An 18,088-nucleotide genomic window follows, 5' to 3' on the forward strand; every position below is an offset into this window, starting at 1 on the left:
GGGAGCTTCCGTATTCCGCATTTCAGCCACGGCCATGGCCGCGGCAGCCTTGATCACCGCCTGTGGCGGGGGGGGGTGGTGGCTCGCCCAGCGCCATCACACTCTCGGGGATCGCCGCAACCGGCGCGCCCATGGCGGGGGCGACCGTGGTGGTCAAAGACAGCTCGGGGGCCGAAGTGCAAACTTGCGCACCCTGCACAGTGGGCAGCGACGGCCTCTTTTCGGTTGAACTCCAAGCCACCGCCAAAGCGCCGTTTGTCTTGTTGGTGAGCCAAGACGGCAGCGACGAGCCACAGGTGAGCATGATCGACACGGCCAAGTCGGCCACCGTGAACGTCTCGCCCATCACCACCTTGATCGCGGCCCGACTCTCGCCCAGTGGTGACCCCGCTCAATTGACAGCCGCAGACTCAAGCGCCGCCAAAATTGCCACAGCCACCACGGACATCAAGACCGCTCTTCAGCCTGTGCTGGAGGCCGCAGGCGTAGCTGCCGATGCCAACCCGCTGACCATGGTCTTCAAAGCGGACAGCACCGGCTTGGACAAAGCCCTGGACATTTTGGGCAAGCCCACCATTGTCCGAAACAGCGAGGGCAAAGCCCATGTGGAAGTCGAGATCAAAACCAGTGGCTCGGATGAGGCCACCGATGCGGACAACAGCCCCGCCAAAATTGGACTCACCGCAGGCGCTGCTGCACCCGTCGCCACCGGCATCACACTGGCCAAAATGCAGGCGACTTTGCCCGCAGACGGGGTCAGCCTCAAAATCCAAAAGCTGATGCAGCGCATGCAAGATTGCTACGCCACCGCCCCAGCCGACCGCCGCCCCAGCGGAGCCACATTGGCATCACAGATCACCGCCGAAGCCTGCAAAGCCATGTTTGTGGACAACGACCCCAGCAAATACCTGCACAACAACACAGTGGTCAGCCAGTCGAAAGCCAATGTGGGGGGGCGTTTCAGCGGGGCGTTCAAGGGCATCTTCAATACCTTACAAGGCATCCGTTTTGATCAGCCTGAATACCGCTACACCATCAAAAATGGCAACACCGACCCAAGCGATTTGAGCAAACCTGTGACAGGCGATGTGGTCTTCACCGCACGCTGGACGGTGACCGATCCCAATGCCGGTGATTCTTTGGGGCAAAGCGATGTGAGCGAGTACCACGCCCGGGTGCAAAACGGTGAGCTCAAATTGATTGGCAACCAATCCAAGCATGACCTGAACATCAACGCCCAAGCCCGACGTGAAGAAATGCCCGCCGTGGCCAACTATGCCTACATGGCCACGGGGTACAACATCGGCATCAGTGAGCGCCGATGGGACCACGACAAAAACAGTAGCACAGCCAAAGTCTCGATGTATGAACAAGTGGTGGTGACTTCGCCCAGCGGCAGAACATTCACCTTCAAACCCATTACTGGCAACAACTACGATTACCTGGGCCTGGTCAACCAAGAGGGAAACACCACGACGTCCGCCACAGTGATGCTGAATGGGGCATACCTCAATGCCGCAACCACCGGCCATCCCAGTGAGCGCTTCACCAAAGTGTATTGGGGCTCCAAGATGGATTGGACCGAAGAAGCCATCAAAGCCATCCCTGCGCAAGGCAACTGGCAATTTGACATTACCTTGACAGATGATTTTGTCAAAGCGCCCGAAAATACGGGGACCGCCAAAAACTTTCCCCAATACCGCCGCTCCATCAACCGCGCCCCCACTTTGGCAGAACTGCAATCCGTCAAGTGGCCTGCGCTGAAAGACCCGGTCAAAGCCGCGTTGAGCGCACAGGCCGCCAACCCAGGTTTTGTGAACATCAGCAGCGGTGATGTGGCAGCTTTGGCGGTCATTGACGGCTGGGACGTACCCACCGGTGCATGGGCACCCACGTACGCCAAGGTTTATGGCAACAAAAACAATGTGGGCTGGGATGAGGGGGTAGATGTGGCCTCTACCGCACGCAAGGTGAGCATCCGCTGCACGAGTGCGGCGGCGCATTGCGCCACAGCGCCGGCAGATGCAGGTAAGTTCCTCAACGCAGGCTATGGTTACTTGCAATTCTCCGGGCGCGACAGCAAACGCCTGCAAATGTCTTTGAACTACAGCACACGCAAGACAAGCAGCGATTGAGAAAACAACAGCGGTTTGGACCTTTGTTAAGGGCCTTGCGATGCAAGGCCCTTTTCCATTCACCGAGCAAATGAACACAGCATTTCGATCTTCCCAAGAAAAGCGGACGATCCTGTTCAGGGCTCTGGGATAATCCCCCCCCATGAGCGGCAATACATTCGGAAATCTCTTCTCGGTCACCAATTTTGGTGAATCCCACGGCCCGGCCATTGGCTGCGTGATCGACGGCTGCCCCCCGGGCATGCCCTTGAGTGAGGCCGACATCCAGCCCGATCTGGACCGTCGCCGCCCCGGCACCAGCAAATTCGTCACCCAGCGCAACGAGCCCGATGCGGTGCAAATCCTCTCTGGCGTGTACCAGGGCCTGACGACCGGCACCCCGATTTGCTTGCTGATCAACAACACCGACCAGCGCAGCAAAGATTACGGCGACATCTTGCAAACCTTCCGTCCGGGCCACGCCGACTACACCTACTGGCGCAAATACGGCCTGCGCGACCCGCGCGGTGGTGGCCGTTCGTCGGCGCGCCTCACAGCGCCCATGGTGGCCGCAGGTGCGGTGGCCAAGAAGTGGCTCAAAGAACAATTTGGCACCACTTTTGTCGGCTGCATGACCCAAATCGGCGATGTGCCGATTGGTTTTGAGAGCTGGGACCATGTGCCGAACAACCCGTTTTTTGCCCCCGTGGCCGATGTGTCGGCCCTCGAAGACTATATGGGTGCCCTGCGCAAGTCGGGTGACTCGTGTGGTGCCCGCTTGCGGGTGGTGGCGCGTGGTATGCCCGTGGGCTTGGGTCAGCCCCTGTTTGACAAGATCGACGCCGACATCGCCTACGCCATGATGGGCATCAACGCCGTCAAAGGCGTGGAAATTGGTGCCGGCTTTGGCTGCGTCACACAAAAGGGCAGCACGGCGGGTGACTCGCTCACACCTGAAGGCTTTGTGGGCAACAACGCGGGTGGCGTGCTGGGGGGCATCAGCACCGGCCAAGACATCGAGGTGTCGATTGCTGTGAAGCCGACCAGCTCGATTTTGATTGCCCGCGACTCGATTGACTCGGCTGGCCAGCCGACCGAGGTCATCACCAAGGGTCGTCATGACCCGTGTGTGGGGATCCGTGCCACCCCGATTGCCGAGGCGATGCTGGCCCTGGTGGTCATGGAGCACGCTTTGCAGCACCGTGCCCAATGCGGTGATGTGGTGCACGATTTGCCGCCCATTGCAGCCGCCAAGCCTTAAGGCATGACTCCTCGTCGGCAGCTTTTGCCGTTTGCCGCCTTGTCGGCCAGCTACTTCGCGCACATCGGGTTCTTCAACCCCTATTTGCCACTTTGGTTGCAAGACATGGGCCTGAGCTTGTTGACCATCAGCGTGCTCACTGCTGTGCAGGCGACGACCCGATTGTTCGCGCCGTATGCGTGGGGGGCCTTGAGCGATCGCACGGGCGAGCGTGTCAAGCTGCTGCGCATTGGCGCGGGGGTGGCTTTTGCGACGGCTTGTTTGTTGCTGATGGACTGGGGGCCAGTGGGCTTGGGTTTGGTGCTGCTGGTCATGTTCACCCACACCAGCGCCATGATGCCCATGAGCGAAGCGGCCATGGCGCACTTGGTCAGTCAGGGCGGTGCTTTTGACACCAAGCGCTACGGCCGTGTCCGGTTGTGGGGCTCCTTGGGGTTTTTGATCACGGTGTTCGCCGCCGGCGCGTGGTTCGAGGCCTTTGGCATGCGGCATTTCCCAGCCTGGACGGTCTGTACTTTGGGGGCTGTATTGCTCAGCGTTTGGTGGATGCCGGACATCAAGGAGGCGAGCCACCATGCCCAAACCCATGTGCCTGTGCGGCCTGTGCTGAAGCAAAAACCGGTGCAATGGTTTTTGGCCTCCACTTTCTTGCATGTCTTGTCGCACATCGGAATTTACGTTTTTTTCTCGCTGTATTTGGATTCATTGGGTTACAGCAAAACCATGATCGGTCTGTTGTGGGCGGTGTCGGTGGCCGTGGAAATTGTGTGGTTCTTCAGCCAGTCGCGTTGGCTGCCGCGACTGCCCCTGACGGGCTGGCTGGTGCTGTGTTCGGCCACCATGCTGCTGCGCATGGGTTTGACAGCCCTGTGGGCGGATGTGTTGTGGGTGCTGCTGTTGGCGCAAACGCTGCACGCCATCACTTTCGCGACCCACCATACGGTGAGCATCGCCTTGATTTCGCACCACTTCCCGGGCCGCTTGCGTGGTCGGGGTCAGGCCCTTTACACCGTCATCGCCTATGGCTTTCCCGGCGTCATCGGGGCATTGCTGGGCGGGCTCCTCAGCGAGCATTGGGGTTTGCAAAGCGTGTTTGTCGCCAGCATTTTGACCAGCACCGTGGCCACCGCAGCGGCCTTCAAAGTCTGGCGCTTGCAGCACCCCCGCAGGCCTTAAGGCCGATTCGCCGGGTCTGAACAGCCATGAACACCATCCACATCCATCCAGCGGATTTGCCGCATTTCTTGCCTTCAGAGTTGGCTGCGTCCTTGGCCGGGGCACAACGCTGTGTCACCACGCACGACAAGGCCAAGACCGTCTGGCACGTTTGGGGGGATGCGTCGCAGCCTGTGGTGGTTTTGCTGCACGGCGGCAGTGGCAGCTGGACGCACTGGGTGCGCAACATCGCGCCCTTGCGCGATGCCGGTTACCGCGTGCTGGTGCCTGATTTGCCGGGCTTTGGCGATTCGGATTTGCCTGAAGGCTGCTCCGATGTGGATCACTTGCCTGAGCATTTGCACGCGGGCTTGGCGCAATTGCAAGCTGGCGGCGTGTCCGAGAATGAGGTCTGTTTGGTGGGTTTTTCGTTTGGTGCCATCGCTGGGGCCATGTGGCTCGCGCAATACCCACAGGATGCCGAGCAACTGGTGCTGGTGGGTGCGCCCGGCATGGGCTTGACCGTCTCTGATCGCGTGCGACTCCAGGGTTGGCGGCATTTGCCCACCCCCGAGGGGCAAGCGCAAGTGCACCGCCACAACCTGATGGTCTTGATGCTGCAAAGGCCCGAGTCGCTTGATGGCTTAGCGCTGAGCTTGCACTCGGCCAATGTGCAACGCGACCGGATGCCCCGCAGGCGCTTGTCGTCCACCGATATCCTGGCGCATACTTTGCCGCGTATCCGGGCACGGGTCAGCGCCATTTATGGCGAATACGACGCTTTGTACCGAGGCCGATTGCCCGAGCTGCAATCGGCCATGCCCGCTTTATCTCCGAATTGGGGTGCTTGGCAGACTGTGGCCGGTGCAGGACATTGGGTGCCCTATGAATCCGATGTGGCTTTCAATGACGCTTTACTCAAGAACTTATTGTTCTGAAGCGCCGCCCTTGTGGGGATTGGGTTTTTGTGGCCATGTGGCAGCGAACATTGGCTGCAGCAGAGAAAATGTCCACGTTGCCTGACTGTGTGCAGGTGCCATTTGCAGAAAACTCACAATGACCCCGCTGAAAATCGATTTTGTCTCCGACATCGCCTGCCCTTGGTGCGCGGTGGGCCTGGGCGCACTTGAGAAAGCACTGGAACGCCTGAACGGACAGGTCCAGGCCGAGCTGCACTTTCAGCCCTTTGAGCTCAACCCCCACATGCCGCCTGGCGGTCAAGATTTGGGCGAGCACCTGACCGAAAAATATGGCTCTACGCCCGAGCAGCAGGCGCAAATTCGCCAAAACATTGCCGCACGCGGGGCTGAGGTGGGTTTTGCATTTCATCCCGGTGGACGCGGCCGGGTGTACAACACCTTCAACGCCCACCGTTTGCTGCATTGGGCTGAGGGGCAGGGCGAGGGTGCCCAGCACGCCCTGAAAAAAGCATTCTTGCAGGCCTACCAAGGCCGCGCCGAGTGCGTGGAGGACGCCGAAGTTTTGTTGGCGGCCGTGGCCTGCGCCGGGCTCGATGTGGCGGCTGCCCGCACGGTGTTGGCCAGCGATGCCCATACAGCCGAAGTGCGCGAGCGCCAGCAGTTCTACACCCAGGCAGGCATCCGCTCGGTGCCCGCCATCATCATCAATGACAAACATTTGATTTCGGGCGGGCAACCGGTCGAGGTGTTTGAGCAAGCCCTGCGCCGCATCGCATCCGGTGAAGTGGGTTGAGCCATGAAGCAGCATGATTTGGCCGGGCCAGTGCTGTTGAACAGGCGAAGCGCTCTGGCGGGCTTGGCCGTCGCGGTGAGCGGGCCCATCTTGTCGGTGCTACCCGGCCAGGTGGGGGCGCAAACGGGCGGAAATTTGACCGAATTGGCCACGGTTTGGCGTCGTGAGGGCGGTGTGCTTTTGGTGCGCCATGCCGTGACCGAAGCGGGTTTGGGCGATCCTCCGGAGTTTGCTTTGGGCCAGTGCCGCACGCAGCGCAACTTGAGCCCAGACGGTCAACGCGCCTCGCGGGCCATGGGCGAGTGGGCCCGTACCAACGGCTTCAAACCCGATGCGGTGCGCTCCAGCCAATGGTGCCGTTGCCAAGACACGGCGCGTTTGGCGTTTGGTCAGTACGAAGACTGGCCACCGCTCAACAGCACCTTTGCAGGGCAAGGCAATCCGTCAGCGCAAATTCAGGCCTTGCGCGAGCGCTTGCTGGCCATGCCCGCCGGACGCACCGAGGTGTGGGTGACCCACCAGGTGATCATGACCGCTTTGACCGGTGCCTATCCCGAAATGGGGGAAGGCTTTTTGGTGGATGCCCAGGGGCGCTTGCGCGCACGTGGACGCGTGGCCGCATGACCAGCGCATCCCCTTTGTTGACGGTGTATTTCGATGGCTCGTGCCCCTTGTGCCGCGCCGAGATCGCCATTTACCGACGCTTGCCCGAGTCGCAGGCCATGGACTGGGTGGATGTGAGTGCCGGACAAGACTTGGGCGGATTGACCTGCCAAGAGGCCATGGCCCGCTTTCATGTGCGCGACAGCCAAGGCCGCATGTTCAGTGGTGCGGCGGCGTTTTCGCAGATGTGGCGCTTGTTTGCGGGCTGGCGCTGGCTGGGCTGGTTGTCGGCTTGGCCGCCCCTGTCTTGGTGTTTTGAGCTGGGTTACCGCTTGTTTCTGACGGTTCGGCCGCAAATGCAAAAGTGGGTGCGGCGTTGGTCACAAGGCTAAAGGGTTTGAACATGTTCAATCGCGTGATTACCGGTGTTTGGCGTTGGGGCTCTCTGTGGGGTGCTGGCGCTCTGGTGGCTGGTTTTTCTGGCTTGGCGTTCGCCCAAGTGGGTGAGAGGGTCGCTTTGGGCGATTGGGCCATTGACCGCACCGAAGTCACCATCGGGCAGTTTGAGCGCTACGTGCGGGCCACCGGCACCGTGACCCGCGCCGAAAAAGAGGGCGGCGGTTTTGAGTACGTAGGCGGATGGGTACGCCGTCCCGGTTGGTCGTGGCGCCAACCGGATGGCGTTTCAGCGAGTGCCGATTTGCCAGCGGTGCATTTGGACTTTGCCGAGGCGCAGGCTTACTGCCGCTGGGCAGGGGGCCGCTTGCCCACAGGTGCTGAATGGCAAAAGGCGGGTTTCACCGAGATGCGGGACAAGCCCCCAGCGCCTTGGGCCAAAGGCAAAACTTATTCCTGGAGCACGGGGGATAGCCCGCAAGGGGCCAACACCAGTGATCCAGACCCCTGGCCCCGTGCAGCGCCTGCGGGTGCCACGCGCCAGGGCGTGAATGGCTTGTACGACATGGGTGCCAATGTGTGGGAGTGGACCACCGACGAGCAGGGCGGTCAGCGTCGCACCGTGGGTGGGTCGTGGTGGTACGGCGCTTACAACATGAAGGCCGATGTGCAGGCCTTCAAAGCCGCTGACGTTTACGTGGTCTACCTCGGCTTTCGCTGTGTGTATGACCTTCCTTCAAAAGTCACCAACCCGAGTAAGACGCCCTCATGATGTTGTCCCTGCCTGAGGGTTACCGCGCCTTGGTGATTGGTGCGAGCGGCGCCATCGGCAACGCCTTGTTGCAGCAACTGCATTGCGACCCGCGCTGTGCTGCAGTGAGCGGCGTGTCGCGACCAAGCACACCGGGGCTGGACCTTCTGGACGAGTCCAGCATCGCAGCCTGTGCGCAGGCGCTGGCAGGGCAAGGACCTTTTCATTTGGTGGTGGACGCCACAGGGGCACTCACGGTCAACGGTCGTGGTCCCGAAAAACGCCTGGACGAACTCGATGCCACGCATCTGTTGGCATCCCTGCAGCTCAATGCCGTCGGGCCTGGCCTTTTGCTCAAACACTTTGCCCCCTTGATGGCGTCGGGTGAACGGGTCATCTGGGGCAAGTTGTCGGCGCGAGTGGGCAGCATCGAAGACAACCGCAAAGGTGGCTGGTACGGCTACCGAGCGGCCAAGGCCGCGCTCAACATGTTGTTGCAAACCGCAGCCATCGAGATCGCGCGGCGCAGGCCTTTGGCGGTGGTGGCCGCTTTGCAGCCGGGCACGGTGCAATCTGCATTGAGTCGACCCTTTGTGGGCGACGACGCCCTCCACCCAGAAGAGGCCGCGCAGCGTTTGCTGGCGGTGTTGGACGGCTTGCAGCCCACAGGGCGTGCCCACTTTGTGGACCACCAAGGGCAAAGCATTCCTTGGTGACCTGACAAACGAAGGTGTGGGTCCGAGCTGGATGGACAATCCGGGCACCCATTGAAATGCAGGGATGGTGGGATGAGCGTGCAGTGGCGCAAACGCCGCAGCGCACCACTTTCTGATTACCGGCAGGGACTGGCGGTGGCGGCCAGCAACCCCAATGGTTTACCCCTGTTAACTGTGCGCCAAGCTGTGGATAAGTGCATGAACAAGCCCTGAGAGCCGCATGCCTGTTGGTTGGGCGGCTGTTGCTTGTTATTTGAGCAGTCTTTCAGCCGAGGGCTTTGGCGATCTTGTGGCGCGGTACGGTGGTTTTGGGGCACTGGCCCTTGGGCAGTTCAAACCACTGGCGCACATCGTTTTCGACGCCCACGCCGTGCATGAAGTTGTAAATCGCTTTTTTCAGGCCTTGACCCAGCAGGTCGTGGTCCACACCCGGGGGCATGGGCGTCGGATCGACAAAGCCCACATCGTTTTGGGCAAACGTGCCTTCAGGCAGCGGCAAAAGCTTGACGCCGTAGGCCTCGGGGTTTAGCCCCACGGGTGAGTGCACGGTGCAGACAAAGCGGTGAAAAAAGCCGCTGTGGATGCAGCCGTTTTCAAACAACTGGCGCACGTATTCGAGCGCGTCCACCGTGTCTTGCACAGTCTGTGTGGGAAAGCCGTACATCAGATAGGCGTGCACCAGCACGCCCGCGTCGGCAAAGCCTTTGGTGACCTGCGCCACCTGCTCGACCGAGACGCCTTTTTTCATCAGGGCAAGCAAGCGGTCCGACGCGACTTCCAGCCCGCCCGACATGGCAATGCAGCCGCTTTGCGCCAACAAGTCGCACAGCTCGGGCGTGAAGGTTTTCTCGAAGCGGATGTTGCCCCACCACGAAATTTGCACGCCCCGGCGCAGCAGCTCTTCGGCCAGGGCCTTGAGGGCTTTGGGCGGCGCAGCCTCGTCCACAAAGTGAAAGCCGGTTTGGCCTGTTTCGGCCACGATTTGCTCGATGCGGTCGACCAAGGTGCTGGCCTGCGCGGTTTCGTAGCGGCTGATGTAGTCCAGGCTCACGTCGCAAAAGCTGCACTTTTTCCAGTAGCAACCGTGCGCCACGGTGAGCTTGTTCCAGCGCCCATCGCTCCACAGCCGGTTCATGGGGTTGAGCATGTCGAGCAAAGACAGGTATTTGTGCAGCGGCAGCCCGTCCCAAGTGGCCGTGCCCACGTCTTCAAACGCGATGTCGGGCTCAGCCAAGTTGATGTACTGCACCTGACCTGTGTCGTTACGGATGAAAGTGCGCTGCAGGCGCTGCATGCTGCGCTGGCCTTGCAGGTGCTCGATCAGGCTGAGCAGCGGGCGTTCGCCGCCGTCCAGCGTGACGAAATCCACATGGTCGAACACCCGCGCGTCTTTGAGTTCGCGCAGTTCGGTGTTGACAAAGCCACCGCCCAAGGCAATGCGGATCTGCGGGTGAGCACGCTTGATGCACTGGGCGATGCGAAAAGCCGCATAGACGGAGCCAGGGAAGGGCACCGACAGCAACACCAGCGTGGGCCGGTGGCGTTCGATGGCTTGCAAGGCCAGGCGCTCCAGCGTGGTGTCGATCAGATTGGGCGGCTGGGCCAGCGCGTGGGCCAGTGCGTCAAAGCTGGGCTGGCTGGCGGCCAAGCGCTCTGCGTAGCGCACAAACTCAAAGCCTTCGTCCACCGCGTCGCGCAGCACATCGGCCAAGTCGTTCAAATACAAGGTGGCCAAGTGCCGGGCGCGGTCGGTCTGGCCCAAAGCCCCAAAGGCCCAGCCAATCGGGTCACCCGTGCCATCGTCTTCGTAAGCGTCCAGCGCAGCAAAACGTGGGCCTTCGGGCAAAAAACCACGCCCTGCGATGCGGTGGCTCAGGGTGCTGTCGCGCCCTTGCAAAAAGGCGATCACCGGGTCGATGCTGACCGCATAGTCCTTGAAATGGTCAAGGAAAAAGTTCACCGGCCCCGATCGGTCTTCGATGGGCAAGGCCATGGCGGCATCGCGCAAATCGGTCAGCCCTCGTTTGTTCAACAAGGCCAGTACCGTGGCCAGCGCCAGGTCTTCTTGCACCGCATCGAAACCCCGCGAACGCAGAAACCCCGTCAGGTAAGCCGTGGACGGGTAGGGCGTGTTGAGCTGCGTCATCGGCGGGATGAGGCTCAGGATTTTGAAGGGGGTGGGGCTGGGCATCAGGCGGTGGCTTGTCGGGTCAGATGGGGGATTATCAACGGGTGCAGCACCCGGCCTTGTGCAATGGTTGGCCTCTTATACGCCCACCACAGTGACCACAGCGGACAAATAACAATCCGGCCCAAAACAAGGCTGGTTGTCTGCGTCCACCATTTGCCAGTGACACGCCACTGTGCAACTGCCCGGTGGTGCACGCATGTCCACCGACAGCGCCACCACCTGCCCTGGGCGCGTGAGCGGTACATCCTCCGAGTTGCCCAGCGTTCTCAATTGTGCCTCGCCCAAGGGCACCAAGCTGTTGTTGGCTGTTTTGCGGTACATCACCAACTCATCGCCCAAGCGCACCAAACGCCTGCCCACCCAAGAGCGTTGCCCGGCTGGTGCGTGAGGTGTGGGCAGTTGTATCACCTGTGGCTGTGCTGGAAAGTTTGCTTGGTCTGCGGCCCGCCAAATGGGGCGGTGTGCGTCAAAAACCATGACCCATGTAAAACGATTGACAGTACAAATAACCATGCAAAATGCGCATTACTGTACTTATAATGCATGGATGATTGAGCGCCAACTTTTCCCCGCCATTGGAACCGCTTTGTCCGATTACCCGGCTGTCGCCTTGCTGGGCGCACGGCAGGTAGGCAAAACCACACTGGCTCGCCAAATTGGGGATGTCCGTTCGGCGGTTTACCTGGACATCGAACGCCCCAGTGACCGGCAAAAGCTCACCGACCCCGAGGCCTATCTGTCGCTGCACAGCCAGCGGTTGGTGATTCTGGACGAAGTGCAGCACATGCCGGAGCTGTTCCCCGTGCTGCGCAGCCTGATCGACGAAGGTCGCCGCGCCGGGCAAACCACGGGCCGCTTCCTCCTGCTCGGATCGGCCACGGGCGAACTGCTGCGCCAGTCGGGCGAAAGCCTGGCCGGGCGCGTGGCCTATCTGGAATTGCCTTCGCTGCAATTGCCAGAGGTGGCTGAAGACCAGCAAAACCGTCTGTGGGTGCGCGGTGGTTTCCCCAACAGCTTGCTGGCCAGCAATGACAGCAAAAGTCTGGACTGGCGGCAGAACCTCATCAGCACATATCTTGAGCGCGAACTGCCCAGCTACGGTTCGCGCCTGCCCGCCCAAACCCTGCGCCGCCTGTGGACCATGCTGGCGCACCTGCAAGGCGGCTTGTTGGATGTGTCGCAACTCGCCAAAGGCCTGATGATCGATGCCAAAACCGTGCACCGCTATTTGGACATGCTGGGCGACCTGATGCTGCTGCGCAAACTCCCGCCCTGGCACAGCAACCTGGGCAAGCGCTTGGTCAAGTCGCCCAAGGTGTATGTGCGCGACAGTGGTTTGCTGCACGCCTTGTTGGGGCTAGCCACCCAGGACGCTTTGCTGGCACACCCAGTGGTGGGCAACAGCTGGGAGGGCTTCGCCATCGAAACCCTGCTCAATGCCGCACCACGCGATGCCCAGTCGGGTTTTTATCGCAGCAGCAACGGTGCCGAGATTGATCTGCTGATGGATGTCCCCGGTCTTGGCCTGATGGCCATTGAGGTGAAAAAATCCAGCACCGCCAAACCCCGCCGAGGCTTTTACAGCGCCTGCGAAGACCTGCAGCCGGTGCAAAAATTTCTGGTGCATGGCGGCGTAGACGGCGTGCCTTACCCGGTGGGCGATGGCGTGATGGCTGTGGGCCTGCGGCACCTGGCGCTTTGGTTGGCGCAGATTCAACCAGGGGTGCCGCTTGAGACTTTTTGACATCAGTGTCCAACCGAGCGAACAAGCCTCACTCACCCCCGCCCAGCAGCGCTTCAATGCCTTGTTGGCCCGAATCGAGCTGCTGTCGGGCCACATTCAACGGCTCGAAAGCTGGTCAGACCGGTACCGCTATGGGCACATACAAGCCTTGCGTGAGTCGGTGCAACAAGCGCAGGTCCACCGCAAAAGTCTGTTGTTGTTTGTTCACGAACGCTTGCAAACAGCCGACTTCACCGAGCGCCAGAAGCGCATGGCTCGGGGCCTTGTGCGGGGCTTGATCGACCAACTGTCCGCCACCGCAGACCCGCAAGTGCAGGCCTTGGCCGATTTGTACGTGAGCGAAGAAGACACGCAGGAAGCCGCTGAGGAGCAGGCCGAGGCGGCGCAGCTGCTGCGCGAGCGCATCGAAGAAGCTCTGGGCCAGCCGCTCAACAAACCCAGCCAGTACCAAACGCCTGAAGAGATGATGCAGGCGGGCATGCGCCAGTGGCAGCAGCAGCAAGCGGCGAATGAGGCGCGCAAGGCGGCCAAGCGTGCGGCCCGAAAAGCCCAAAAAGATGCCCAAAAGAAAAACGCAGCCTCTGAAAAGGGCGAAGTGCCCGCCGCCCTGCTGCGCGAGCTGGACGCCAAAAGCGCCATCCGCACGATTTTTCGGCAATTGGCCAGTGCCCTTCATCCTGACCGGGAGCTTGATGAGCCAGAGCGCCTGCGCAAAACCGGTTGGATGAGCGAGGTCAACGCCGCTTATGAAAAAAACGACCTGAGCACCTTGCTGCGCCTGCAAATGCAGGTCACGCAGGGCAGCCCCCAAAGTACCGCAGGCATGGCCGATGACAAGTTGATGGCCATGTCGTTGTTGCTCAAAGAGCAAGTCGCAGCGCTCGAAGACGATTTAGACCAACTGCAAAGCCGCCTCGGCCGCGAGTTGTGTGTGCCCGTGCGGGCAGACGCGGACGAAGCCGTACTTGCCCAATCACTGCAGCGCCTGCAGGCCGATCAGCGCCACATCACCGAGAGCTTGGAATCGGACGTGCGCCGCATTCAGAACGACGCCGAACTCAAGCGCTGGCTCAAAGAGCAGTGGCAGTTGGCCAAAGCCACTTCTGCATGAAGCTGGCCTGGCCCGCTGCCGGGTCCAAGGCATAGGGCTCAAAACCAAACCCGAGGTAACTCTTCAAGGCTCGCGCGTTGCCCGTCAGCACCTCCAGCGTGAGCTTGCAGCAGCCACGGTCCTTGGCATGTTGCTCGGCGGCCGCCAGCAAAGCCTGACCGACCCCCGCGCCCCGGTGGCCCGGCAGCACGGCGATGTCGTGGATGTTCATCAGGGGCCGCGCTTTGAAGGTCGAATAGCCTTCGATGCAGTTGACCAAACCCACAGGCGCATTGTCCAGCCAAGCAATGAAGCTGGCCGCATCGGTGCGCGCGGCCAGGTCATCGCACAGCCGCGCTTTCACATCCTGCGCCAGGGCTTCACCCCCGCCCATCGGGTCTTGGGCATAGGCGTCCAGCAACATCACCAGCGCCGTGCGGTGGGTCGGGTTCTTGTAGTCAACGGGCAGGATGTGCAGCGGCATGGTCAGGCGTGTGCAGGGGTCATGAAGGAGCGTGCATTGTGCTGCATCGCGGCCATCACATGGCCCGCCAGTTGGTGTGCCGTGATGGCGCTCAGCGTCCAACCCAAGTGGCCGTGGCCCGTGTTGTAGAACACGTTGGCTTTTTTGCCAGCACCCACGCGTGGCAGCATGGTGGGCATCATGGGGCGCAGGCCGGCCCAAGGCTCGACGCGGCGGGTGTCCACGCCGGGGAAGCATTGGTTGACCCAGTTGACCAGCGGTTTGATGCGGTCGGCGCGGATGTCCAGATCAATGCCGTTGAACTCGGCAGTGCCTGCCACACGGAAACGGTCATTTCCTAAGCGGCTGGTGACCAGCTTGGTCTCGTCGTCGAGCAGGCTGACCTGTGGGGCTGCGGCTTGGCTGGCGGCATCGTTCAAGCCCACGGTGATCGAATAGCCCTTGACGGGGTAAATGTTCAAGCGGTCCCCCAGCTGCGCGGCCAGTCCCCGGCCATGTACGCCGGCGCATACCACGATGTTGTCAAAGCTGAGGGTCTCGGTTTGGCCTTGGTGCTGCACTTGCACGGTGGCGGTTTGGCCGTTGGACGCCACATTCAGCACTTGGTGCTCGGTCAGGATCTTCACCCCCAGGCGCTCGCAAGCCTTGGCCAAGCCGAAGGTGAACTTGTGGATGTCGCCTGTGGAGTCGCTTTCGGTGAAATAGCCGCCGTAATACTGGCCTTGCAGCGTGGGTTCAATGGCCTTCATTTCGTCGGGCGTCACAGCGCGGCGGGGCAGACCGCCTTGGGCCAGCAGTTTGGAGACTTCGCCTGCGTGGTCAAAACCTTTTTTGTCGCGGTAGATGTGCAAGATGCCTTCGCGCTTGTGGTCAAAGTCGATGCCTTCGGCTTTGGCCCAAGCGAAATGGTGCTCGCGGGACTCAATGGCCAGACGGGCCGTGGCGATGGTGTTGTTTTTGTATTGGGGAATGGCGGCCACGAACTCGGCCATCCAGCTGAGTTTGTGCCAAGTGGGCGCAGGGTTCATGAGCAAAGGCGCATCGCTCTTGAGCATCCATTTCAGACCCTTGACGATGGTGGAGGGATGGGTCCAGACCTCGGCATTGGAGGCGGACAACTGGCCGCCGTTGGCATACGACGTTTCCATGCCGGGGTAGCGGTTCTTCTCGATCAGGGTGACCTGAAGGCCTTGTTGGGCCAGGGCGTAGGCGGAGGTGACGCCCGTGATGCCGCCGCCAATGATGACTGTGGTTTTTTTCATCGAATTTTCTCTCAGTGAAGCGTCTCAAACGGATGGACGCACCGCACACCGCATGTGTGCAGAACGACCCCCTCTGTTTGAAACCTGAGAGATTCACCCGGCAGCCAGAAAGGCTGGGGCTTGCTCCTGCGGTGTGCCGGGGGACGAATCCCGGCAGCTCTTCAGAGTGCTGTGTTCACCACGGTCCTTTTGCCTGAGAGTTTCCGGGGTGGTTGCTCCTTCGGCGTTGAGGGCTGTTGGCCCCCAAGCTCTCCCACAGTGAACGTCGGATTGGGTCCGACTTGGGGCGACGGTTGCAAAACCGGCGTCGCCCTTGTGTTGCGGATTCTACGGCCTCAACCGGGGGCTCGCACGACCATGACCGAAAAAATCAGTCGGTGAACTTCTGGTAGCTGGCCTCGTCGTGCAAGGCGTCCAGGTCCGACAGCTGTGTGAGTTTGACTTTGAAGAACCAGCCGGCGCCCAAGGGGTCGGAGTTGGCCAAAGAGGGATCGGCACGCAGGGCCTCATTCACCTCGATGATTTCACCGCCGGCAGGCATGTGCACGTCGGCTGCGGCTTTGACCGATTCCACCACCCCGGCCACTTCACGCGCTGCAAAAATCTTCCCGATGTCGGGCAAATCGACGAACACGATGTCGCCCAAAGTGTCTTGGGCATGGACCGTGATGCCCATGGTGGCGGTCAGGCCATCGTCAAGGCGCTGGAGCCAAGTGTGGTCTTCGGAGTATTGGATGGGCATGTTGATGGACCAAAAAAACCTGGCCCTCAAGGGGCCAGGCGGTAGAAGAATGCGAGAAATTTTAGCTTTATTTCGCGTACACCAGATCCCGCAAAGTCAAGGACAGGGCGGGCACATAGGTCACCACCATCAGGCAAACCAAGATCACCAGCACAAAGGGAATCAAATCCTTGATGATGCGGTCCAGCGAGATGCGGGCCACCGTACACGCGGCGAACAGGTTCACACCAAAAGGCGGCGTGATCATGCCCAAAGCCAGGTTGACCACCATGACCAGACCAAAGTGGACCGGGTCAATGCCGAAGTGCATGGCCACGGGGGCCAGGATCGGGGCGAGCACAATGATGGCGGCGCTGGTCTCGATGAACATGCCAATGAAAAACAAGGCCACATTGACACCCAACAAGAAGTAAGCAGGTGACTTGAGTACGTCTTGCAACCAGTGGCCAATCGCTTCGGGTACACCGGCACGGGTGATCAGGAAGGCAAACAAGCCCGCGTTGGCAATGATGAACATGATCACGGCGCTGGACAGCACCGATTTGCGCATGATGATGGCCAAGTCTTTGAGCTTGATCTCGCGGTAAATCACAGTGCCGACGATCAGTGCGTAAAACACCGCCACGGCAGACGCTTCGGTGGGGGTGAACACACCGCCGTAGATCCCGCCCAAAATGATCACGGGCATCATGAGCGCCCAACCGGCTTGCCAGGAGGCTTTGCCAAAGCTCAGACGTCCTTCGCCATCGTTCTTGCCCCAGCCTTTGTATTTGCAATACACCCAGACCCAGAACATCAAAGCAACGCCAATGAACAGGCCAGGACCAAAACCGGCAATGAACAATTCACCAATCGAGACTTCGGCACTGACGCCGTACAAGATCATGGGAATCGAGGGCGGGATGATCACGCCCAATTCGGCCGAGGTCGCTTGCAAAGATGCCGCGTAGGTCGTGGGGTAGCCGTGCTTGATGAGGGCGGGGATCAAGATCGTGCCGATGGCGAATGTGGTCGCCACCGACGAGCCCGAGACAGCCGCAAAAATCATGCAGGTCAGCACACAGGTCATGGGCAAGCCGCCTTGCACGCCACCCACAATGCTCTTGGCGAATTCCACCAAGCGGCGCGAGATGCCGCCGGTCTCCATGATGTTGCCCGCCAAAATGAAGAAGGGGATGGCAGCCAGCGGAAATTTGTTGATCGAATTGAACATCTCCTTGACGGAGATGAGCATGTTGGCGTTGCCAATTTGAATGCCGACAATCGCCGACAAACCAATGGACACGGCCACGGAAATGGTGAGTGCAAAGCACAGCACCATGGTGCAAAGCATGACGACGCTCATTGTGCGGTCTCCAATTCAAGGCGCTGGGGATCGAGCCAATTGCCAATGATGCTGATCACACTGAAACACGCGCCCACCGGCAAAGCCATGTAGGCCCAAAACATGGACACGTCTTCCAAGCCAATCATGGACTGGACCTTGCCGCGGTTGGCGTAGTCCCAGCCCCACCAAATGATGATGCAGACCAAGGTGAGCGCGGCCAAAGCCACGGCGGTGTCCAGGACCTTTTTCATGCGCGGGCCGCTCCAGCGGTACAGCACATCCACGCTGACCATCGCACCCTGACGGAAAGCCATGGGGATCCCCATAAACACCATCCAAATGAGGCTGAACCGGATGATGACTTCGGTCCACTCCACCGGAACTTCGAGTACAAAGCGGGTGAAAATTTGCAGCATGCCCAAGAGGGCCGCCAAGGCCAACATCAGGCAGGCGACGAGCATGGAAAAAGCGGTGGTCCACTTTTCTATGCTCAGATAGAGCGAGCGCATAAAAAATCCTTCACGACAAAATCAAAAAAC

Annotated in this window: 18 protein-coding genes and 1 riboswitch; of the genes, 11 read left to right on the plus strand and 7 right to left on the minus strand. The window is 60.4% G+C overall.

Features of this window, described 5'->3' with window-relative positions:
- Positions 1–131: 131 nt before the first annotated feature.
- From ACHEXK_RS05350 to ACHEXK_RS05390, 9 genes are all read left to right on the plus strand, one after another.
- Positions 132–2,135 carry a hypothetical protein gene (locus ACHEXK_RS05350; RefSeq protein WP_416548329.1) on the plus strand — a complete coding sequence of 668 codons (2,004 nt, stop codon included), beginning with the start codon at positions 132–134 and terminating at the stop codon, positions 2,133–2,135.
- Between the two features lie 142 nt (positions 2,136–2,277).
- The gene (aroC, locus tag ACHEXK_RS05355; RefSeq protein WP_416548330.1) at positions 2,278–3,375 is read left to right on the plus strand and encodes a chorismate synthase; all 1,098 of its coding nucleotides are present in this window, start codon (positions 2,278–2,280) and stop codon (positions 3,373–3,375) included.
- A 3-nt stretch (positions 3,376–3,378) separates the two neighbouring features.
- Positions 3,379–4,551 carry an MFS transporter gene (locus ACHEXK_RS05360; protein WP_416548331.1) on the plus strand — a complete coding sequence of 391 codons (1,173 nt, stop codon included), beginning with the start codon at positions 3,379–3,381 and terminating at the stop codon, positions 4,549–4,551.
- A 26-nt stretch (positions 4,552–4,577) separates the two neighbouring features.
- The gene (locus tag ACHEXK_RS05365) at positions 4,578–5,468 is read left to right on the plus strand and encodes an alpha/beta fold hydrolase (protein ID WP_416548332.1); all 891 of its coding nucleotides are present in this window, start codon (positions 4,578–4,580) and stop codon (positions 5,466–5,468) included.
- Positions 5,469–5,586: 118 nt separating this feature from the next.
- A complete protein-coding gene (locus ACHEXK_RS05370; protein WP_416548333.1) occupies positions 5,587–6,243 on the plus strand; it encodes a DsbA family oxidoreductase in 657 nt (218 codons plus the stop codon).
- Between the two features lie 3 nt (positions 6,244–6,246).
- Positions 6,247–6,867 carry a histidine phosphatase family protein gene (locus tag ACHEXK_RS05375; protein WP_416548334.1) on the plus strand — a complete coding sequence of 207 codons (621 nt, stop codon included), beginning with the start codon at positions 6,247–6,249 and terminating at the stop codon, positions 6,865–6,867.
- Positions 6,864–7,238 (plus strand): thiol-disulfide oxidoreductase DCC family protein, encoded by a 375-nt coding sequence (locus ACHEXK_RS05380; protein WP_416548335.1) that lies wholly within the window; start codon positions 6,864–6,866, stop codon positions 7,236–7,238. The genes ACHEXK_RS05375 and ACHEXK_RS05380 overlap by 4 nt, the downstream gene beginning before the upstream one ends.
- Positions 7,239–7,249: 11 nt before the next feature.
- Positions 7,250–8,014 carry a formylglycine-generating enzyme family protein gene (locus tag ACHEXK_RS05385; protein ID WP_416548336.1) on the plus strand — a complete coding sequence of 255 codons (765 nt, stop codon included), beginning with the start codon at positions 7,250–7,252 and terminating at the stop codon, positions 8,012–8,014.
- Positions 8,014–8,709 carry an SDR family NAD(P)-dependent oxidoreductase gene (locus ACHEXK_RS05390; RefSeq protein WP_416548871.1) on the plus strand — a complete coding sequence of 232 codons (696 nt, stop codon included), beginning with the start codon at positions 8,014–8,016 and terminating at the stop codon, positions 8,707–8,709. The genes ACHEXK_RS05385 and ACHEXK_RS05390 overlap by 1 nt, the downstream gene beginning before the upstream one ends.
- Before the next feature lie 265 nt (positions 8,710–8,974).
- Here the strand turns inward: ACHEXK_RS05390 and ACHEXK_RS05395 are convergent, their stop codons facing one another.
- Both ACHEXK_RS05395 and ACHEXK_RS05400 read right to left on the minus strand, forming a co-directional pair.
- On the minus strand, positions 8,975–10,900 hold the full coding sequence (locus ACHEXK_RS05395) for a B12-binding domain-containing radical SAM protein (protein ID WP_416548337.1): 1,926 nt from the start codon (positions 10,898–10,900) through the stop codon (positions 8,975–8,977).
- Between the two features lie 75 nt (positions 10,901–10,975).
- On the minus strand, positions 10,976–11,377 hold the full coding sequence (locus ACHEXK_RS05400; protein ID WP_416548338.1) for a hypothetical protein: 402 nt from the start codon (positions 11,375–11,377) through the stop codon (positions 10,976–10,978).
- A 70-nt stretch (positions 11,378–11,447) separates the two neighbouring features.
- Here ACHEXK_RS05400 and ACHEXK_RS05405 point away from each other — a divergent pair, with 70 nt between their 5' ends.
- Together ACHEXK_RS05405 and ACHEXK_RS05410 are read left to right on the plus strand one after the other, a co-directional pair.
- Entirely contained in the window at positions 11,448–12,644 is a 1,197-nt protein-coding gene (locus tag ACHEXK_RS05405; RefSeq protein ID WP_416548339.1) for an ATP-binding protein, read from the plus strand.
- A complete protein-coding gene (locus ACHEXK_RS05410) occupies positions 12,631–13,755 on the plus strand; it encodes a hypothetical protein (RefSeq protein WP_416548340.1) in 1,125 nt (374 codons plus the stop codon). Before ACHEXK_RS05405 ends, ACHEXK_RS05410 begins: the two co-directional genes overlap by 14 nt.
- Here the strand turns inward: ACHEXK_RS05410 and ACHEXK_RS05415 are convergent.
- The 5 genes from ACHEXK_RS05415 to ACHEXK_RS05435 form a co-directional block, all read right to left on the minus strand.
- Positions 13,715–14,218: a GNAT family N-acetyltransferase gene (locus ACHEXK_RS05415; protein ID WP_416548341.1), complete on the minus strand. Its 504-nt coding sequence runs from the start codon at positions 14,216–14,218 to the stop codon at positions 13,715–13,717. The genes ACHEXK_RS05410 and ACHEXK_RS05415 overlap by 41 nt on opposite strands.
- Positions 14,219–14,220: 2 nt before the next feature.
- Complete coding sequence (locus tag ACHEXK_RS05420) at positions 14,221–15,480, minus strand: D-amino acid dehydrogenase (protein WP_416548342.1); 1,260 nt, start codon at positions 15,478–15,480, stop codon at positions 14,221–14,223.
- 171 nt (positions 15,481–15,651) lie between these two features.
- A riboswitch (glycine riboswitch) is annotated at positions 15,652–15,746 on the minus strand.
- Positions 15,747–15,850: 104 nt separating this feature from the next.
- The gene (gene gcvH / locus ACHEXK_RS05425; protein WP_416548343.1) at positions 15,851–16,222 is read right to left on the minus strand and encodes a glycine cleavage system protein GcvH; all 372 of its coding nucleotides are present in this window, start codon (positions 16,220–16,222) and stop codon (positions 15,851–15,853) included.
- Positions 16,223–16,289: 67 nt separating this feature from the next.
- Entirely contained in the window at positions 16,290–17,567 is a 1,278-nt protein-coding gene (locus tag ACHEXK_RS05430; protein WP_416548344.1) for a TRAP transporter large permease, read from the minus strand.
- On the minus strand, positions 17,564–18,058 hold the full coding sequence (locus ACHEXK_RS05435; RefSeq protein WP_416548345.1) for a TRAP transporter small permease: 495 nt from the start codon (positions 18,056–18,058) through the stop codon (positions 17,564–17,566). The genes ACHEXK_RS05430 and ACHEXK_RS05435 overlap by 4 nt, the downstream gene beginning before the upstream one ends.
- Positions 18,059–18,088 lie beyond the last annotated feature (30 nt).

This window comes from Limnohabitans sp. DCL3, from assembly GCF_048019295.1.
Classification (GTDB): Bacteria; Pseudomonadota; Gammaproteobacteria; order Burkholderiales; family Burkholderiaceae_C; genus Limnohabitans_A.